Source organism: Bacteroides sp. AF39-16AC (assembly GCF_003602735.1).
In the GTDB taxonomy this organism is placed as follows: Bacteria; Bacteroidota; Bacteroidia; order Bacteroidales; family Bacteroidaceae; genus Bacteroides; species Bacteroides uniformis.
Genome location: NZ_QTLN01000009.1, coordinates 69,601 through 88,867, shown reverse-complemented (window position 1 = coordinate 88,867; position 19,267 = coordinate 69,601). Strand labels below are relative to the sequence as shown.

The following is a 19,267-nucleotide window of genomic DNA, read 5'->3' as shown; positions in this document are numbered from 1 at the left end:
ACGGAAAAAATCATATAATCAACAACTATGTGAAAGGGAATGAAAATGAGAGATTATTCACTTTTTTATTTTTTAAATTTATAAATTTAAAGTTTTCAATTATGAACAAGAAGTTTCTAAGTGTAATCCTGTTTAGTGCCTTAATGGTTGGTACTGCAGGAACTTTCACGTCTTGTAAGGACTATGATGATGACATTGATCAGATCAACAATGAGTTGACTGGTATCAAGGCTTCAATCAGCGACTTGCAGGCAAAAGTGGGCGATGGTAAGTTTGTTACCAACGTTGTGAAAAATGGTGATGGTATTACAATCACTTGGAGTGATAATACTACTAGCACCATTGGAACCATTAAAGGTGATAAAGGGGATAAGGGTGATGCTGCTACAATCACCATCGATCCAGTTACTAAAAATTTCATCATCAACAACGAAGATACCGGTATTTGCTCTGAAGGTAAGAATGGAGTAAATGGCATCAATGCTAAAGCTCCTTCTATCAGTAAGGAAACCGGTAATTGGGTGACTTACGAATGGGATGCTGAAAAGAATGACTATGTCGGCACTGATACTGGCATTTCTGCCATGGGAGCAAGTACTTATGTCGTAGATAAGACCAGCTACTGGGAACTGCACGTTGCAACGAGTGAAAATGGTGAAGGCGAACCTGCTGTCATCAAATTACCCAAAGCCGCATCTATTACAAGCTTGAAAGCGGTTTCTATTGATGACGGTCAGATTAAAGCTGCTAATGTTACAATGAGCTATGGTAAGGCATTGGGTGCTGATGTGAAATTTAATAATGTAACATATAAGAAAGACGCTATTTTGCTTTCACAGACTAGTACATTAAGTGCCATTGTAAATCCTCAGGATGCCGATGCCACTAAATATGCTTATGTTTTGTCCGATTCAAAAGGTAATATGCCTTTCAAGGTGACTAATCCGGTAGCTAACATGACTGAAGATGCATTGACTCGTGCAGCTTCAGTGAACAAGGGTGTATTCGATATGACTGTAGAGTATCTTTCTACAGCAAATTGTGGTAAATCTGCAGGAACTTATGCTTTAACGACTGAAACTGCCGACGGTTTGGTCGCTTCCGCATATGATGTAAAAGTGACAGAAAAGGCTGTTAATACAATTGCTGTAACTAACCTGAAAGCTCTTTCTGTTGACATCAATAAGGAACTTGATTTAATCGGATGTTTCAAAAATGCTAATGTTGCTACTGTTAATGGTGTTGCTGTTGCCGATTTGACTCCTTATATCGTTGATTACTATTTTGAAATTGCCGATAAGACTGCTGCAGCAAATCTTGGTGCAACTATATCAGGAAATACGATTAAGGCTGAAAAGGCTGGTCTTCTTGATATTAAAGTAAATTATCTGTTAGTGAATGGAACTGTCGCAGAAGCTACAACTGCCAAGACTATTGCAGTAACCTTTAAATATGTTGCTCCTTCAACAACTTTAGGTGATGTAGAATGGACAGTAAATAAAACTAATGCTGATTTCTTCTTGCCATTGGGTGATATTCAAGCAGCTTTGGCTGGTTCAACTGACACTGACCTGCCTTCTGTTGTAAAGGTTGGAAGCATTACTTGGGCAGACGGCAAGGCTCTTACTGAAAAGACAATCACAGTAAACGGTGTGAAATATGGTAAGGATGGAACTGCATTCGATGAAAGCTGGATTACAACAATTGATGCAAGCACTCTTTATGTTAAAAACAGTGCAGGTCAATATGTTTCAGCGGCTGGCTCTAAGATTCAGACCCCGTTGTACATCAAGTTCAGTTTCGATTACACTAAAGCATTCCCAGCAGAAGAAAGCTATCAAATTGTATTGGGCTTGAAGAAGAAGGGAGCCACAGTAAACGCCTTTGAAATTCCTGTTAAGGTTACTATCAAGTCTCCGGCTGAGTCAGCTGTAACTCCGTTCAGCAGACTGTCTGCTTACTTCGTTGGTGACAACGCTGTAGCTTACGGTTCAGCAGATGGTACAGATGTTACTTATAACTTGTTCAAGCTGTACAAAGACATGGGTGCTGAAAAGACCAATGTAGCGTTTACTGAAACGCTTCACGAAATTGATGGACACACTTGTACACCATGGATTACAACAACCGGTGTTGCGGGTGATATCAGCGTTAAGGTATACGACAATGCTCAGAATGCAGACAACAGAGACAATGTTTACTCAACTCGTGAAATCCAGGCTGCTTACACTGTATTCGGCAACGTTCACATCGCTAAGATTGTAGATAAATTCAACTTGACAGTTAAGTCTGAAATCAAGGAAGGTGCCTTGGAAGCTACTGCAGCTGCAAATGCTTCTGGCAATGGTGTTAGTCCTATCAAGGTTAGCTTGAAGAACATCACTGCTAAGGATGTTTACGGAGAGGCTTATAACTTGACTCAGATGTATAAGAAATCAGGTGCTAATTATGTAGCGGATACAACTGAGCCTATGGATAGTAGAATCCAAAGCGTGAGAGTTGTTTTGGCTGATGACAATGCCAAAGAATATCTGGCTATTGAAGACCATAGTGGAAGTCAGTTTGCTCCGACTGAGACTGATGCTTACTCTTACTTCTCAGTAGTGAAGAAGAGCGCAGAAACTGCATTGCAGAACGATGTTCCATGTAAGGTTTCTCTCGTTGTACTTGATAAGTGGGGTGCTACCACAACCACTACTGTAACAATTACTTTGAAGAAGTAAGATATATAGTACATAGATAGACTTGAGGGTATTCCGATAAAACGGAATGCCCTCTTTTTTTCTCCAGAAATTTATTTTCCATCACTTTGCTTCCACACTTCCACCCACCTCCTGCATCCCCCTATCCATCGGCATTTGAGCTGCTGTGGAAGCAACAAAAAAAGGTGGAAGCAAATTTTGCTTCCACCTACTCAAAACGCTATAGTTTTACCGTAACCTACTCGTCTCTACCATAATACCCCGTGCAAGGTACATAAATCGGTTGGTTGAGTTTTCCTGCATTCTCGAGTTTGCCTTCGCTGCGAAGCAGGCGAATATGAAGCTGTGCAGTAGAGCGTATCATTCCGCAGAGGCTCTGAAAATCACTGCGTGTAAGGAACTGATGCGTAGAGAAGTAGCTCGTCAGCCGCCTGTCAATCTCCTTGTCACTCAGCTTTTGGGAATGCTCATTCAGCCCCAGCGGTTTAGCTTTGATAGCGCCTATCTCATTCTTCAGCACCTGGTCGGCACGAAACTTGATGCCCTTCAGCTTAATCTTGGTGGTTTTACGTTTGGTCGCGGCAGTCACCGGCTCCGTGCTCGTCAGTACGGGATAAAAATAGCCGATACCGTCCAGATGTACCTGCCGCCCCTCGGCGAGGTCTTCCCCCATGACGTGCGACAAGGCATCCAGTACCGCCGAGACATCAGTCTCCGTCAACGAGCTGCGTTCCTGAATTCTGCGACGCAGTTCGTCGGTAGTGGTAGAGCCGTTCAAGCGGATGCGCGGATGAAGTATCTTTTCTTCCCGCTGTTTGTCTTTAGGTTCTGGGAGCTCATACCAATCGAATAAAATTGCCATAGTTCAATGTCTTTTAAGTTGTTGTACAATACGTTCGCGCCCTATGCGGAATAGGTGCGGGTTACGTACTTCATCCGTAAAAGCTTTGGGAAGAGAAACGCCTAACGGCCATGAACAGCTCTGCTTACAGTCGTCAAGCGATTGCTTCATGACCGTAAGCAGAGCTGTTCATGGTCGTTAGGCGTCATCTATTCCCTATACAAAAGTAGACAAACAAAGGGAGAAAAGCAAAGGAATGCCTATGTTTTAAAAAAGAAATCCAAAGGTTTCCGACACCACGCTGTATAGTTTGTGGAAGCAGGCATTTATTTAATAATTATTCTGCTGAATACTTGTTTTCCGCCTTCTGATGTCGTATCTTTACGAGAATTATATTTACCCAAACAAGCTGACAAACAGAATGAAAATTACCTTGATTAGAGCAGAAAAAGAGAGCGGAAAGGAAGCCCTCAGCACCCTGGAAGCGGACGCACTGATTAAAAAACTGAAAACCGAAACCAAAGCCGGACATGTATCGACCCTCCGGGCCATCCTTCCTCAACTGGAGGGTACTTGCGCCCAATACGAACATATAGACAAACTGCCACGCATCTACCCTGCCGTGGAATATAGCCGTACACAAGAGGGAGAACGGCGGATGAAGAACTATAACGGACTCGTACAACTGGAAGTAAACCGTCTGTCGGGCATTGCCGAAGCGGAATATGTAAAGCAACAAGCCGCCCTGCTGCCACAGACCTTTGCCGCTTTCTGCGGTTCCAGCGGACGGAGTGCCAAGATATGGGTATTGTTTGCCCTGCCCGACGGCACAACGCCGAAGCGGGAGAGCGATGCCACCTTGTTTCATGCCCACGCCTACCGTATGGCGGTGAAGTGCTACCAGCCCTTACTGCCGTTTGCCATTACATTGAAAGAACCTTCCCTTACCCAGAGTTGCCGCATGACTCTGGACGGATATCCATACTACAATCCTGCCGCTGTACCTTTCTGCCTGGAACAGCCCCTCGGCATGCCCGAGGAAGAGAACTTCCGGCAACGAAAACTCGCAGAAAAGAATCCGCTGTTGCGGCTGCATCCGGACAGTAAAGCCTCGGACACCTTCGCCATACTCTTCGAATCAGCCCTTGACCGTGCATTCCGCGAATTGGACGGCTGGAAACGGGAGGGGGATTTACGGATACTGCTGGTGCCTCTGGCCGAACATTGTTTCAAGGCAGGCATCCCCGAAGAGGAAGTAGTCCGCCAGACATTGATGCACTATTACCGGGAAGCGGATGAATTCATTGTTCGTCAAACGATTCATAACCTATATCAAGAGCTTAAAGGCTTCGGGAAAAAGAGCAGTCTGACGCAAGAGCAGGAGAGCGTTTTCCGGCTGGAAGAGTTTATGGGCCGCCGGTATGAGTTCCGCTACAACACCGTTCTGGATGATTTGGAATACCGTCAGCGCGACTCCGTCCATTTCTATTTCAAGCCTGCTGACCAGCGTGCCCGCAGTACGGTCTCCATGAATGCCCTGAAGGAGGGTATCCGCGTATGGGACCGCGACATCAACCGTTTCCTTACTTCAGACTACGTGCCACTCTATAATCCCGTCGAAGAGTACCTTTACGACACCGGCCGCTGGGACGGGAAAGACCGCATCCGGGCGTTGGCCGACCTCGTTCCGTGCCACAATCCTCATTGGCAGGAGCTGTTCTACCGCTGGTTCCTGGGCATGGTGGCACACTGGCGTGGAATGGACCGGCAACACGGAAACAATACTTCTCCTCTGCTTGTCGGTTCTCAAGGGTTCCGGAAATCCACCTTTTGCCGCATTTTGCTGCCACCGGAGCTGCGTTTCGGCTATACGGACAGCATCGACTTCAAGAGCAGGCAGGAAGCGGAGCGCAGCCTGGGACGCTTTCTGCTCGTCAACATCGACGAGTTCGACCAAATCAGCATCAACCAGCAGGGTTTCTTGAAGCATCTGCTGCAGAAACCGGTTGCCAACCTGCGCAAACCCTACGGCAGCACCATCCGTGAGATGCGGCGGTATGCCTCCTTCATCGGTACCAGCAATCAGAAGGACTTGCTGTCCGATCCCAGTGGCAGCCGCCGTTTCATCTGCATTGAGGTCACCGGTCCCATCGATACGAATGTCACCATCAACTACCGCCAGCTCTATGCGCAGGCTCTGAATGCCGTAGCCAAAGGTGAGCGTTACTGGCTGGATGATGCCGATGAAGCCATCTTGAAGCGGACGAACCGGGAATTTGAACAGCTCACCCCACTGGAACAACTCTTCCACAGCCATTTCCGCGCGGCAGAAGAGGATGAAGAGGGGCAATGGGTGATGCCCATGCAGATTCTTTCCGCTTTACAGACAAAGACGCGTGACCGTCTGGCAATCAACAAGGTTGCCGTATTCGGGCGGACGCTCAAGAAGCTTGAAATACCGAACAAGAAGTCAAGGCAGGGGACACTGTATCATGTAATGCCGCTGGATTAAATGCTATGCAGTAACCCCGCACAAGCATCTTCCAGAATGTCTAGCACATACTCAAAACCTTCGGAACCGCCGTAATAGGGGTCCGGTACATGGTCGGCATGGGTAAACTTTGTACAGTATTCCGTCATGCGGTGTATCTTGCTCCATTCGGCGGTTGAAGGGGCACGATCTTTCAGGTCGTCGATGTTGCGGTCGTCCATACCGATAATCAGGTCAAAGTTGTAAAAATCCTCGGTACGTACGGGTCGCGAAAGATGCGTCAGATTGTATCCACGGCGGGCAGCATGGGCACGCATCCGGCTGTCCGGCAGTTCGCCCTGGTGATAGGACAGAATGCCTGCAGAATCGATTAAAAACTCATCCGCACGTCCGGCTTCTTCTATCAGATGTTTCATGACTCCCTCTGCCGAGGAGGAACGGCAAATGTTGCCGAGGCAAACGAAAAGTATCTTCTTCATATTTCTTTAGTTACGAGTTATTTACATCGGGTCTACATCATAATACACTATCAGCGACTTGAAGCGGTCTTCCGCCACCATCTCCTTTTGCACCTGGACGAGCAGCTCGCGGGCACGTGCCATTGGGGCATTGGTTTCTATCTTCAAGATAATCTTTCGGATGAACAGGGTCTGTACGCGTGCTACGGGCGGCTTGTCCGGTCCCAGCACACGGTTGCCAAAGACGGTGCGGAGCTTGGCGGCCATAGTCTGTGCCATGAGGTCGAGCAGGGTCTCGTTCCGGTTCTTCAGGTAGACATACACCAGGCGGTAGTAGGGCGGGTAGTGGAACATCTGGCGTTCGGCAAGCTGCCCGCCTACCATGGCTTCGTAGTCGTTGGCAATGACTTGCGGGATGATGGGATGGTCGATGCTTTTGGTTTGTAGCACCACCCTGCCGCGCTTGTTCTTCCGTCCGGCGCGTCCGGCAACCTGCGCCATCAGCTGGAAGGCGCGCTCGTAGGCGCGGAAGTCGGGATAGTTCAGCATGGTGTCGGCATTGAGTATGCCCACAATGCTGACGTGGTCGAAGTCCAGACCCTTGGACACCATTTGCGTGCCTATCAGGATGTCCGTCTTGCCTTGCTGGAAATCGGAGATGATGCGCTCGTAGGCGGTACGGGTGCGGGTGGTGTCCAAGTCCATACGGGCTACGCGGGCGTCGGGGAAGAGGGCTTTGATGTCATCTTCTATTTTTTCCGTGCCGAAGCCGCGGTTGCGCAGGTCAGTGCCCTCGCAGGCGGGGCAGATGCGGGGCAGTTGGTAGGTGTAGCCACAGTAGTGGCAGGTCAGTTGGTTCAGCCCCTTGTGGTAGGTGAGGCTGACGTCGCAGTTCTTGCACTTGGGTACCCAGCCGCAGGTGTTGCATTCTATCATGGGGGCGAAGCCGCGGCGGTTCTGGAAGAGGATGACTTGTTCTTTCTGTTCCAGCGCTTCGCGGATGTATTGCAGGAGCAGTGGAGAGAACGGACCGTTCATCATCTTCTTGCGGTGCAGCTCCTTGATGTCTACGGGGATAATCTCCGGCAGTTGTATCTCTTTATAGCGTTCTTTCAGTTCCACGAGGCCATACTTACCGGATGTGGCATTGTGCCAAGTCTCTACAGAAGGGGTTGCCGTACCCAACAGAGTTTTGGCGCCGTACATGGAGGCGAGTACAATGGCTGCATTGCGAGCATGATAGCGAGGGGCAGGGTCTTGCTGCTTGTAGGTGTTTTCGTGCTCCTCGTCCACAATCACAAGACCGAGGTTGCGGAAAGGAAGAAAGACGGAGGAGCGGACACCGAGGATAATGTCATAGTCTGCTTCCGACAGCTGCTTCTGCCAGATTTCTACCCGTTCCGCATCGGGGAATTTGGAGTGGTAGATGCCCAGACGGGAACCGAAAACACGTTGCAGGCGCTCTGTGATTTGCGCAGTGAGGGCTATTTCGGGCAGGAGATAGAGCACTTGCTTTCCTTCCCGGATGGTTTCTTCTATCAGATGAATATAGACTTCTGTCTTGCCGCTTGCCGTGATGCCGTGCAGCAGGCAGACGTTCTTGCTTTGGAAATTCTCCAAGATGGCGTGATAGGCGCGTTGCTGGTGTTCGTTCAGCGGATTGACGGGGACGACTTCTTTGAGAAGCGCTTTATCTATGCGGCCTATTTCCTGCTGATAAACTTCGAATACACCACGGTCTATAAGACCGTTGAATACGGCAGGGGTGGTGGAGGTGCGTTGCAGCAGTTCGGCTTTGGAGACTTCTTTTATATCTCGTCCGCTGAGGTAGCCGGAGAGTTCCAGGTACTTCATCAGCAGGTCCAATTGCTTGGGGGCACGGCGCTGCAATTCGTCGAAGAAGATATGCAGGCGGTGTTCGTTGCGCGCAACGGCGGTGAGGCGTACGCGGGTTTCGGTCTTGGGCTTATAGGTACGGCGCAGTTCTTCCTTTACGAAGATGGCCTCTTTGTCGAGCAGTGACTTGATGACAGAAAGTATGTTCTTGATGCCGGTCTCCTTCTCCAGTTTGGTCACGCATTGCTCCGGGTCGGTAGAGAGCGCGTCCAGTATCTTCTGTTCCTTCTCCGGCAGGCGGACATCGGATTCGAAATCGGGGTTGTACTCTACGATTGTTTCGCTTTCCAGCTTCAAGCCAGAGGGTAAGGCGGCTTTGTAGACGTCTCCTTGCGTGCAGAGATAGTAATCGGAGAGCCATTCCCAGAACTTGAACTGCCGCGGAAGCAGTATCGGGCAGGCATCCAGCAAAGCAGACACTTCCTTTACTTCGTATCCGGTGGGGGCACAATAGTGCACGTTACGCACGATGGCCGTATAGTATTTCTTCCGCCCGAATGGTACTACCACCCGGCAACCGGTTTGCACTTCATCCGCCCACTCGTCGGGCAGGGAGTAGGTGAAGCAGCTGTGCAAGGGCAAAGGCAATATGACGTCGGCGAACTTTTTCATCGTGGGGACAAAGATAGTGGAAAGTGGAGGGAGAATGAAATGAACGGGGCATTTTTTATGCTGAGGAGAGGAGGAGGCTGTTGTGGATTTGGATGAAGATAAGGGAGAGGTATTGCAGATTTTATGGGTAGGATGGGTGTAGAAGTATGGGGAAACTGGCGTCAGTGTTTTATAAAATTTGTTCGATGTATTAAAATAAAAATGAGTGAGTTGCAGTAAAACCATGGCGTTTTGAGTAGGTGGAAGCAAAATTTGCTTCCACCTTTGGAGGGTGCTTCCACAGAGGGGCAAATGCCGATGGATAGAGAGATGCAGGAAGTGGGTGGAAGTGTGGAAGCAAAGTAATAGGAAAGAATATTCTGGAGAAGATTTGAAATAAAAAAGTAGGGAAAGAAATAACTTCTTTCCCTACTTGAGGATTATCCGTACTAAGGAGAGAGTTTAGAATGCTCTTTGTCTCTCCTTAGGTTAGCTTTGGATATTAGATAGCTTTTACTGTTACAAGAACATTAGCTTCGGTCTCTCCTGTTTTACCACTATCATAAGTAAATTTAATTTTAGCCTTGAATGCAGTATCTTTAGCAATTTGTATATCCTTAGGAGTAATTATAATAGATTTGCCATCTGTTGTTCCTGCTGATACATAGTTGTTTGCTGCAGTCTCAAGATCCACTGCTGTAACCACAATGTCCTTCATCGGGTTACCTGCAGCATCCGCAATAGTCAAGTCAGTACCAACCTTGAGAGTAACTGCGCTACCACCACGAACAACGCTAACAGCCTTCTTCAATGAGAATGTGTAAGTTGCTTCTGTTGCAGCCTTCTTGAAGATTACATTGAATGCAGGAACTGCAAACTTATGGTTGGCATATTTTACATAAACACCAGTTACAGAGTAGGCTGTACCATACTTATCGATATTACTCAATGTTACCTTACCATTTGCTACCTTGTAATCTTCTGTTGTTACACCTGCAGGTTTTGCTGCCTCGTTAGTGGCTATGCTTACACCGTTTTCAAAGCCTTTGGCACTTACTTTAATCAAATCACTCAAAGTTGCCTCTGTTCCAAATACAGTAAATGCGTTAGTTGCTGCATCGTAAGCAATGGCATCGAATGCATATTGTTTAGCAATTTCAGCAGCGGCAGGTTGCTCTACGGTGAACGGTACATTTACATAATCAACGGCACCAGTTGCAGTGTTCTGTACTAGAACTTGCAATGTATATGTAACATCGTAGTTCAGCAAATCAATGCCATTTCCATCGAATGCTTTAGTATAATCCAAAGAAATTTTCAAATTCTTGAACTTAGCTAAACCTTCTTCAGTATTAAGTGTTGCGCCTTCTTCATTTGCTTCAACAGCAGCAACAAAGCCAAACAGTTGACCTTCGTGAGTGCTATAATCCTCTGGATCTGTATATACATAGTTCACTACATATTGCTGTTGAGGATAATACTTAGGAACAAAGATTTCATGTTCAGAGTTCCAAACAATACGGTCATCTCCCTGAATATCCTTGAAGTATTCATCGAAGTTTGCAATAAGAGATGGGGATTCAGCGCTCTTAACAAATGCAATTGTATGTTCAGACGCTGTCAAGTCAATGGTCTCAGGCTCTACATATTCACCTTGGAATGTAACAGTAATTTCTTGTTTGTATACTTTTCCAATAACATCTACGTAATGAGCTATCAATACAATACTTTGACCTTGTGCATTTTCAGCACTCTTTACAGTCATTCCATCAACAGAAATACCATATTTAATGGCTTTGGCGTTATTTGTCTGGTCATCCTTGATGGTTAAATAAGAGTCATAAATCTTGGCAGCAACATCATCTTTAGGAGTCACTAAAAGATCCTCGGCAGCAACTGTAGTATACTTAGACATCCATTCTTCTTGTTGTGTAATGGGATTCCACTGCCATACCTGATAAGCTACATTTCCAACCGGTTGATTACTTTTTACCATTTGCAGTGTAGAAGTATAAGTAGAACGTACACTTTCATTTGCTACCAGCGAAATCTGTTTCTTCCCTTGATAGAAGTTAACTAACTCTTCGTTTTCCTTAATTGGATTTACGGTAACTGGAATCTCATAAACACCTGTTATTGAAGATTGTCTTGTAATGGTTGTCGGAGTAGCTTTACCTACAGTAACAGGAACTTCTTCTCCCTTGCCATTAACAAATTTCAAATCTAAAGTAGCCAAATCATAGTTGGCAGGAGTTACCTGAACAAGGATGGACTGTGTATTAGTTGCTACCATGTATTCACCAACAGCAGGCAGTTCTCTCTCACCATCCCATTCTGTACTAACTTTTCTCAAAGCATAATTTACCACGATATTAGCAGCACCTTGAGAGAAGTTTGCATCCAACACTGTCAATTGAGCCAAACCTTCATTCATCGGCAAACGGATCTCCTTCTTAGTCTGTCCATCTTGGCTATAAACTACCAAAATCGTGTAGTTGTTGTCATTCGGATCAGTGTAATAGTAAGGAATATTTCCAGAAGTTGTTGCACCCTTGAATTCTACAAATTCAGTGCCGTTCCACAAGAACCACTTACCGTTCTCAAACTTCACTTCTTGCTGGCCAGCCTCGCCTTTTTCTCCATCTTGACCAACAGCCTTAACGTCTGTTTTTTCGCCATTGCATACCCAGTAACCATCTTCAGAGATAGTCCATTCTGTTCCGGCAGCACCCGGAGTACCAGCAGCACCGTCCTTACCATTAGTAACGTCGTAAGTAGTACCGTCAGACAACGTGATTGTCAAACCGTTGGCAGTCTGAGCCACACTTGTGATCCACTTGCCATCTTTAATTTTGCCTTCCAAGGCTTCGATTTGAGATTTGATGCCAGACAACTCGTTGTTGATCTGTTCAATGTCATCATCGTAGTCCTTACAAGACGTAAACGTTCCTGCAGTACCTACCATTAAAGTACTGAACAGGATTACACTTAGAAACTTCTTGTTCATAATTGAAAACTTTAAATTTATAAATTTAAAAAATAAAAAAGTGAATAATCTCTCATTTTATATTCCTTTCCCATATCTGTTTTGTTATATGATTTTCCGTTACTTCGCAGGTAATGAAATCTTGTTAATTTCGTTAATAATCAGGAGATAAGGAGAAAATAGACCGGTTTTGTTTGGAATAGTAGAAATCAGTCCGTTGGGATATTGGAAAGATGATATATAGTCTTAATCTCCAACATTATAGAAAAGCTGCAATAGAAATTATGAAGTGAAAAAGTCTCTAATTTTCAATATAAGATTCTATCTTTCAGTTTATTGCTTACGTTGGGAAACTTTTTGTAAAGCCAATATCAATCCGCTCCTCAAAACTTTGTTTGAAGACTATAAAAAAGAAACAACAAGTTTGCTCTACTTCCTCAAAAGAAGTAATCTCTTTTATACTGGATATCCTTCGTTTTTTACAAAAGAAATTACCCTTTGATTGGCTTCGTCAATCTTTCTGTTGCTGAAAGGCTTCAGATAAGTTTCCGTCACTGTGATGGAAGAGTGCCCCATGGCTTCTGATATGATTCCAGGATGTATCTCGCAGTGGTAAGCCATGGTCGCCCAAGTATGGCGTGCCGCATAACTACTGAGTGCCGACTGCATTCCCAAGCATTGTCTGAGTACTGCCAAACGTTGGTTGAATGCCCTGAGTGCCGACTGGTATTCCCGGTATGCCGCTTCCGTGCCTTCCTCACTTTGTAATATGGGGAATAAATAAGGAGAGTCCTTGTCCTTGTTTGCTATCATTCTCACCATTTGCATAGCCTCCGGCGTCAGTGAGACGGTCAGTGCCCGTCCCGTCTTCCTGCGCCTATAGGACAAGGTATTTCCTTGTAAATCCCTCTTATGCAAATAGGCCAGGTCCACAAAAGGAATCCCTCTTAGCATAAACATCAATACAAAGAAAATTTTTGTTTTCTGTCGGGTGTTGGAAGAATTACCGGCCTGCAGGCTCATCTCTGTCTCCCGTACCAAGCAGCCTATGTCGGAAGCTTCGAGCGCCTTTTTCCTATCCGCCCGTGTGCCGGTATACACATGCTCAAACAGCCTGGGTACATATCGCACCAGCTTTTTGTCCACCGCCCGGTTGTAAACCGAACGTATCGCTTTGATATAGGTGGATACCGTATTCCAACTACAATTCCTCTGCCTGAGGAAGTTTTCGAATCTCTTCAGCACGGTCGGGCTCAGCTTGCGCATGGGCATCGGTTGCCATTTGGTGAATGCCGAGAATGCATTCACCGCTGACTGGTAGATGTGTGCCGTCCCCCACCTGCCGCTTTCCCGGAGTTCCCCGATGATTGAGGAGAACATCTCTTGTAAGGTAATTTCATTTCTGCTCATTTCCAAATTATTTATAAAAAGGTTTATCCTGCAATTATAAATAAATTGAGAGCAAGTGCAAAGGCATCATTCTGAAATCTGCGAAACGGGAATGATGCCGTATCCGGTAGCTTATTTGTTGGCTAACGTCTGTTTAGTGGCTGATATACGTATCCTGGAAGAACCGCTTGTTGTCATTCAGACTGCAAGTGGCATCCACTCCGGCTTGTTGCAGGCGTTCGGCAATCTCATTCAGCTTCTTCCTCGAAACCCTTCCGATATAGAACAGACGGTAGCGGTAATCGTTGTCCAGCAATTCCATGACGTGTGTGAAATTCTGTTCGCGGGCAAAGTCGAAGTTTACTTTTCTCAGGTTCTGGTACGGATAGCGGATGGTCCTGCCTACGCTGTGTATGATGAGGCCGTTATTGTCCAACGTCAGGTAGCAGAAGCGGGTCATCAGCATGCTGATGAAAAAAAGACTTAATGCAAACGAAATGATAGCCGGGATGAAGCCCCACCATACGTTGCTACTGATGGAATAATATCCCAATATAAGGAACATCAGGAATAAGACAAAGAACCAGAACATATAGAGTGACGGACGCTGGTATGTTTCTGTGGGAATCTCTGCGACTGTCCGTTCCCTCGGTGCGTGGTTGTCGAAGGGGATTTCTTGGGAGACCAGGTAGCGGATGACCGAGGAAGGGTGACGGAAAGGAGGCAGATAGATTACTTTTTCTTTCCCTTCCTTTAGATGTAAAGTCAGTATGCCCGGACCATATTTGTCTTTCGCAGCCAAGTTGCTTTTGCGGGGAACCTGGTGGTAACGCTTCATGAAACTGAAACTCTTGATTTGGTGCAGTCCGATGTGCTGGCTTTGCAGCAGTTGTTCGGCTCTTTTCTGTTCTTTACTGGTCACTTCCATAGTTCTTATTTTTTAAGTTCGGGATAACTGATGCGGGTATGGTATATAGTCTTCAGCTTCTCCTTGAATACGTTCTTCACGGTGGCAATATCCTTGAAGGTGATGGGGCATTCCTTGAAATAGCCTTCTGCCACTTGCGAATCGATAATCTTGTCTACCAAGTTGCTGATACTCTCTTCCGTATATTCGGGCAGACTGCGTGAAGCGGCTTCCACCGAATCGGCCATCATCAGGATAGCCTGCTCTTTGGTGAACGGGTTGGGACCGGGGTAGGTGAATGCCTCCTCGTTAGGGTCTTCACCGGGGTGCTCGTTTTTCCAGGAGATATAGAAATACTTCGTTTTCCCACGGCCATGGTGAGTGGTGATGAAATCCTTGATTACTTTGGGGAGATTGTTCTTCTCGGCCAGCTTCAGCCCGTCCGTCACATGGCTGATGACGACTTGGGCACTTTGCTCATAGCCCAGATTCTTGTGCGGATTGACTCCACCCGACTGGTTCTCGGTGAAGAACACCGGATTCTCCATCTTGCCGATGTCATGATACAGCGCTCCGGTACGTACCAGCTGGCTTTTGGCTCCGATACGGTTGGCCGCTTCCGCCGCAAGGTTGGCAACCTGCATGGAATGCTGGAAGGTGCCGGGAACTGTCTCGGACATGCGGCGCAGCAGGCTGTTGTTGATGTTGGACAATTCGACCAAAGTGACATTGGAGGTAAAGCCGAACGTCTTTTCCACCAGGAAGAGCAGGGGATAGGTGAACAGCAGCAACACTCCGTTGATGACGAAATAGGTGTACATGCTTCCGTTGATTTTTGTCAAGTCGTTTTCTGTAATCAGCTCGAAAGCAAAGTAGACGGCAGCGTAGGTCAATATGACGAGGAAGGCTGTCCGGAACAGTTGCGACCGTTGTGAAAGTTCCCTCAGACTGAAGATGGCAACCAGCCCCGCCGAGAGTTGCAGAAGAATGAATTCATGCGGATAGCGCAGGCAGATGGAGCATATCAGTATGGTGGTGACTTGTGCGATGAAGGCCGTGCGTGAGTCGAGGAACACCCGGATGATGACCGGCAGCATGGCATACGGGATGATATAGACATTGAATATGTTGTTGGCAACCATGATGGCCGTCACCACGCAATAGAACATGATGAGGGCGAAGAGCAGGGAGAGGCTGCCCTTGCGCTTGTAGTAATCTTTACGGAACAAGTCGAGGTAGAGCATGAAACACAGCATGAAGATACTGACAAACAATACCTGCCCCGCCAGCATCAACCGTTTTTGCCCGATGGACTCACTGCGTTTGATGGATTCTTTCCGTAGACTCTCAAGGATGTTGTATGTCTCCTGGCTGACAATCTCGCCGCGGTCGATGATTTTCTGTCCACTCAGTACGATGCCGTTGGCCCATGAATAGTTGTCGAGCATCTCCTTCTTAGCGGTTTCGGTCCGCTGCTCGTCATAGGTCAGATTAGGGAACAGATATTCGTTCAGCGAGCATTGCCGTAGAATGTCCGGGCGGTAGTGGGCGGTATCGGCCGTGAGTATATAGTTATAGGCATCCTTCACCGAATATACCTTGTTGATGTCCTGCTGGTTGGCCAGTTTGTCGTTAATGACCATGATGGCGGTTGTGCTGTCCTTATGCAGTTGGTTCAGCTCTTCGGTAGAAACGATGCCGGCGCGATATACTTCAGAGAGTTTTCTTTCCAGAAAGCGGACGTAGTCGGTGGAGGGAAGCAGGCCGCGCAGGTGGGTCTGATAGTCTGCCTTCAACTTGGCGAGCACACTTTTCTCAATGCTTTTGTCCAGCTGGAAATACGGCTGGAAGGCGGCGAGGATACTGTCTTGCTCGCGTTTCACCACTTCATCGGCCTTATAGATGGGGAAGTCGAAGGTGGCCATGAGCTGTCCGTACTTCCAGGGCTTGTCAATGTCGAACTGGTAGTTGAATTTACCGTCACGTGGCAGAAAATAGACAATAATCCCCACAGTGCCGATGAATATCAGTGCTCTGTATAGCAAATCTCTGAGCGAGAACTCTTTTTTGGTATTGAAATAACTCATATCGGCTGAAATTTTTGCGAAAAGTACAAAAAAAAACATTAGTGTGGAAAAAAAGGTTTAATTTTGCCGTCTAAAATATTCATAAGTAAGGTAGATTATGACAGAAAGAAAGGTCAGAGTCCGTTTTGCCCCGAGTCCTACGGGGGCGTTGCACATCGGCGGTGTGCGTACAGCTTTATACAATTATCTCTTTGCGCGTCAGCATGGAGGAGATTTGATATTTCGTATTGAAGATACTGATTCCAACCGGTTTGTGCCGGGTGCGGAAGAATATATCCTGGAATCTTTCAAGTGGTTGGGCATCCCGTTTGACGAGGGCGTGAGTTTCGGTGGAGACCATGGCCCGTACCGTCAGTCGGAACGTCGGGAAATATACAAGAAGTATGTTCAGATTCTGCTGGAGGCCGGAAAAGCCTACATCGCTTTCGATACTCCTGAGGAGCTGGAAGCAAAGCGTGCGGAGATTGCGAATTTCCAGTACGATGCTTCTACCCGCTTGCAGATGCGCAATTCACTGACCCTTCCTAAAGAAGAGGTAGACGCGCTGATTGCTGCCGGTAAGCAGTACGTGGTGCGTTTCAAGATAGAGCCGAACGAAGATGTGCATGTGAACGACCTGATTCGTGGGGAAGTAGTGATAAACTCTTCCATTCTTGATGACAAGGTTCTTTATAAATCGGCAGATGAACTTCCTACTTACCATCTGGCCAATATTGTGGACGACCATTTGATGGAAGTGTCCCATGTGATACGCGGTGAGGAATGGTTGCCTTCCGCGCCGTTGCATGTATTGCTCTACCGTGCCTTTGGGTGGGAGGATACCATGCCTGCCTTTGCGCATTTGCCCTTGTTGCTGAAGCCCGAGGGTAACGGCAAATTGAGTAAGCGTGACGGCGACCGTCTGGGCTTCCCGGTTTTCCCGTTGGAGTGGCATGACCCCAAGTCGGGAGATGTTTCTTCAGGCTACCGGGAATCTGGTTATCTGCCCGAAGCGGTCATTAATTTCCTGGCTCTGCTGGGCTGGAATCCGGGCAATGACCAGGAACTGATGTCTATGGATGAATTGGTGAAATTGTTTGATTTGAGCCATTGCAGCAAGTCGGGTGCCAAATTCGACTATAAGAAAGGTATCTGGTTCAACCATGAGTACATCATGATGAAACCGGATGCGGAGATAGCTTGTCTTTTCAGACCGGTGCTGGAGTCCAACGGCATAGACGCCTCCAACTATAGCGACGAGTTCCTTACGAAAGTGGTTTCACTGGTGAAGGGACGCGTCAACTTCGTAAAGGAACTGTGGGACCAGACCCGTTTTTTCTTCGTAGCCCCCACGGAATATGCGGCAAAGGATGTGAAGAAGCGTTGGTCGGAAGATACTCCCCGCATCATGACCGAATTGATGGATGTGTTGCGCGGCATCGGGGATTTCTCCTCCAAGCCTTCCGAAGATATTGTGATTGGTTGGATTACTGAGCGTGGCTATCACATGGGAAATGTGATGAATGCCTTCCGCTTGTCAGTGGTGGGCGAGTGTAAAGGCCCGCACATGTTCGACATTACCGAGCTGATTGGCAAGGAAGAGACGTTGGCCCGTATACAGCGTGCTGTTGATGCTTTAAAGTGAATAAATCTTCTTCATCCTTAATCCATATAGTATGCTATATGACTTGGCAATAGCCATCTACGATATTCTGGTGCATTTGGCTGCTCCATTTAGCCGTAAGCCCCGAAAAATGATGAAGGGACACTGGGTGGTCTATGAACTTCTCCGGCAGCAGTTGGAGAAGGACGTGCGCTATATATGGTTCCATGCCGCTTCTTTGGGGGAGTTCGAGCAGGGACGGCCGTTGATTGAGAAAATTCGTGCCAAATATCCGGATTACGGTATTCTGCTGACTTTCTTCTCGCCGTCGGGCTATGAGGTCCGCAAGAATTATAGGGGGGCAGACGTTGTCTGTTACTTGCCTTTCGACAAGTCCCGCAATGTGAAGAAGTTCCTGGATATCGTGAATCCCTGCATGGCATTCTTTATCAAGTACGAGTTCTGGAAGAACTATCTGGACGAACTGCACAAGCGCCGTATTCCGGTGTACAGCATTTCTTCCATTTTCCGCCGCGGACAAGTATTCTTCAAGTGGTATGGCGGTACGTACAGACATGTGCTGCGCGACTTCGACCATTTGTTTGTGCAGAATGAACGCTCCAAACGCTATCTGGCGAAGATAGGTATCAGCCGTGTCACGGTGGTGGGGGATACCCGTTTTGACCGTGTGCTGCAGATTCGTGAGGAGGCCAAACATCTGCCTTTGGTGGAGCTTTTCAAGAACAACACGATGACTTTCGTGGCAGGAAGCTCCTGGCAGCCGGACGAGGATTTGTTTATTGAATACTTTAACCAGCATCCGGAGGTGAAGTTGGTTATCGCTCCGCACGTTATCGACGAAAACCATCTGGTAGAGATTATCCGTAAACTGAAACGCCCCTACGTGCGCTATACCCGTGCCGACGAGAAGAATGTCCGTAAGGCCGACTGCCTGATTATCGACTGCTTCGGGTTGCTCTCTTCCATCTACCGCTATGGCGAGATTGCCTATATCGGAGGTGGTTTCGGGGTGGGAATCCACAATACCCTTGAGGCTGCAGTTTATGGCATTCCGGTGATTTTCGGACCGAAGTATCAGAAATTCCAGGAGGCCATCCAGTTGCTGGAGGCAAAAGGCGCTTTCTCGGTGAAGGATTATGAGGAACTGAAAACTTTGCTCGACCGTATGCTGACAGATGAAGTCTTTTTGCGAGAATCAGGCATGAATGCAAGCAATTATGTGACCGGCAACGCCGGTGCGACGGATAAGATAATGAGTATGATAAACTTTTAGAAAAGTAAAGAGTGATAAAAGCGATAGGGCGGTAAAGGTGATG

11 protein-coding genes are annotated in these 19,267 nt (G+C 47.2%); 4 read left to right on the top strand and 7 right to left on the bottom strand.

All coding sequences use genetic code 11. From position 1 onward, the window contains the following. The first annotated feature begins 29 nt into the window (after window positions 1-29). Window positions 30-2,723: a hypothetical protein gene (locus tag DW039_RS09910; protein ID WP_227980277.1), complete on the top strand. Its 2,694-nt coding sequence runs from the start codon at window positions 30-32 to the stop codon at window positions 2,721-2,723. A gap of 217 nt (window positions 2,724-2,940) precedes the next feature. Here DW039_RS09910 and DW039_RS09905 read toward each other — a convergent pair whose 3' ends face one another. Next, entirely contained in the window at window positions 2,941-3,564 is a 624-nt protein-coding gene (locus tag DW039_RS09905; RefSeq protein ID WP_120381896.1) for an HU family DNA-binding protein, read from the bottom strand. Window positions 3,565-3,964: 400 nt separating this feature from the next. On the opposite strand from DW039_RS09905, the gene DW039_RS09900 reads away from it, so the two are divergent. Then, on the top strand, window positions 3,965-6,055 hold the full coding sequence (locus DW039_RS09900) for a BT4734/BF3469 family protein (protein WP_119957732.1): 2,091 nt from the start codon (window positions 3,965-3,967) through the stop codon (window positions 6,053-6,055). On the opposite strand, the gene DW039_RS09895 is transcribed toward DW039_RS09900, so the two are convergent. From DW039_RS09895 to DW039_RS09870, 6 genes are all read right to left on the bottom strand, one after another. Continuing rightward, window positions 6,052-6,513 carry a low molecular weight protein-tyrosine-phosphatase gene (locus tag DW039_RS09895; protein WP_061411691.1) on the bottom strand — a complete coding sequence of 154 codons (462 nt, stop codon included), beginning with the start codon at window positions 6,511-6,513 and terminating at the stop codon, window positions 6,052-6,054. The genes DW039_RS09900 and DW039_RS09895 overlap by 4 nt on opposite strands. A 21-nt stretch (window positions 6,514-6,534) precedes the next feature. After that, window positions 6,535-9,000 carry a primosomal protein N' gene (gene priA, locus DW039_RS09890; RefSeq protein WP_119957675.1) on the bottom strand — a complete coding sequence of 822 codons (2,466 nt, stop codon included), beginning with the start codon at window positions 8,998-9,000 and terminating at the stop codon, window positions 6,535-6,537. Window positions 9,001-9,481: 481 nt separating this feature from the next. Beyond that, complete coding sequence (locus tag DW039_RS09885) at window positions 9,482-11,986, bottom strand: PL29 family lyase N-terminal domain-containing protein (RefSeq protein WP_120381895.1); 2,505 nt, start codon at window positions 11,984-11,986, stop codon at window positions 9,482-9,484. 435 nt (window positions 11,987-12,421) lie between these two features. Next, on the bottom strand, window positions 12,422-13,375 hold the full coding sequence (locus DW039_RS09880; protein WP_117704071.1) for a site-specific integrase: 954 nt from the start codon (window positions 13,373-13,375) through the stop codon (window positions 12,422-12,424). Window positions 13,376-13,508: 133 nt separating this feature from the next. After that, on the bottom strand, window positions 13,509-14,282 hold the full coding sequence (locus tag DW039_RS09875) for a hypothetical protein (protein WP_117689231.1): 774 nt from the start codon (window positions 14,280-14,282) through the stop codon (window positions 13,509-13,511). A gap of 5 nt (window positions 14,283-14,287) precedes the next feature. After that, window positions 14,288-16,348 carry an HD family phosphohydrolase gene (locus DW039_RS09870; RefSeq protein WP_009037308.1) on the bottom strand — a complete coding sequence of 687 codons (2,061 nt, stop codon included), beginning with the start codon at window positions 16,346-16,348 and terminating at the stop codon, window positions 14,288-14,290. A gap of 97 nt (window positions 16,349-16,445) precedes the next feature. Here DW039_RS09870 and gltX point away from each other — a divergent pair, with 97 nt between their 5' ends. Both gltX and DW039_RS09860 read left to right on the top strand, forming a co-directional pair. Then, window positions 16,446-17,972 (top strand): glutamate--tRNA ligase, encoded by a 1,527-nt coding sequence (gene gltX / locus DW039_RS09865; protein ID WP_016271998.1) that lies wholly within the window; start codon window positions 16,446-16,448, stop codon window positions 17,970-17,972. A 31-nt stretch (window positions 17,973-18,003) separates the two neighbouring features. Further along, window positions 18,004-19,224, top strand: coding sequence for a 3-deoxy-D-manno-octulosonic acid transferase (locus DW039_RS09860; RefSeq protein WP_005825739.1), 1,221 nt, complete (start codon window positions 18,004-18,006; stop codon window positions 19,222-19,224). Window positions 19,225-19,267: the final 43 nt, after the last annotated feature.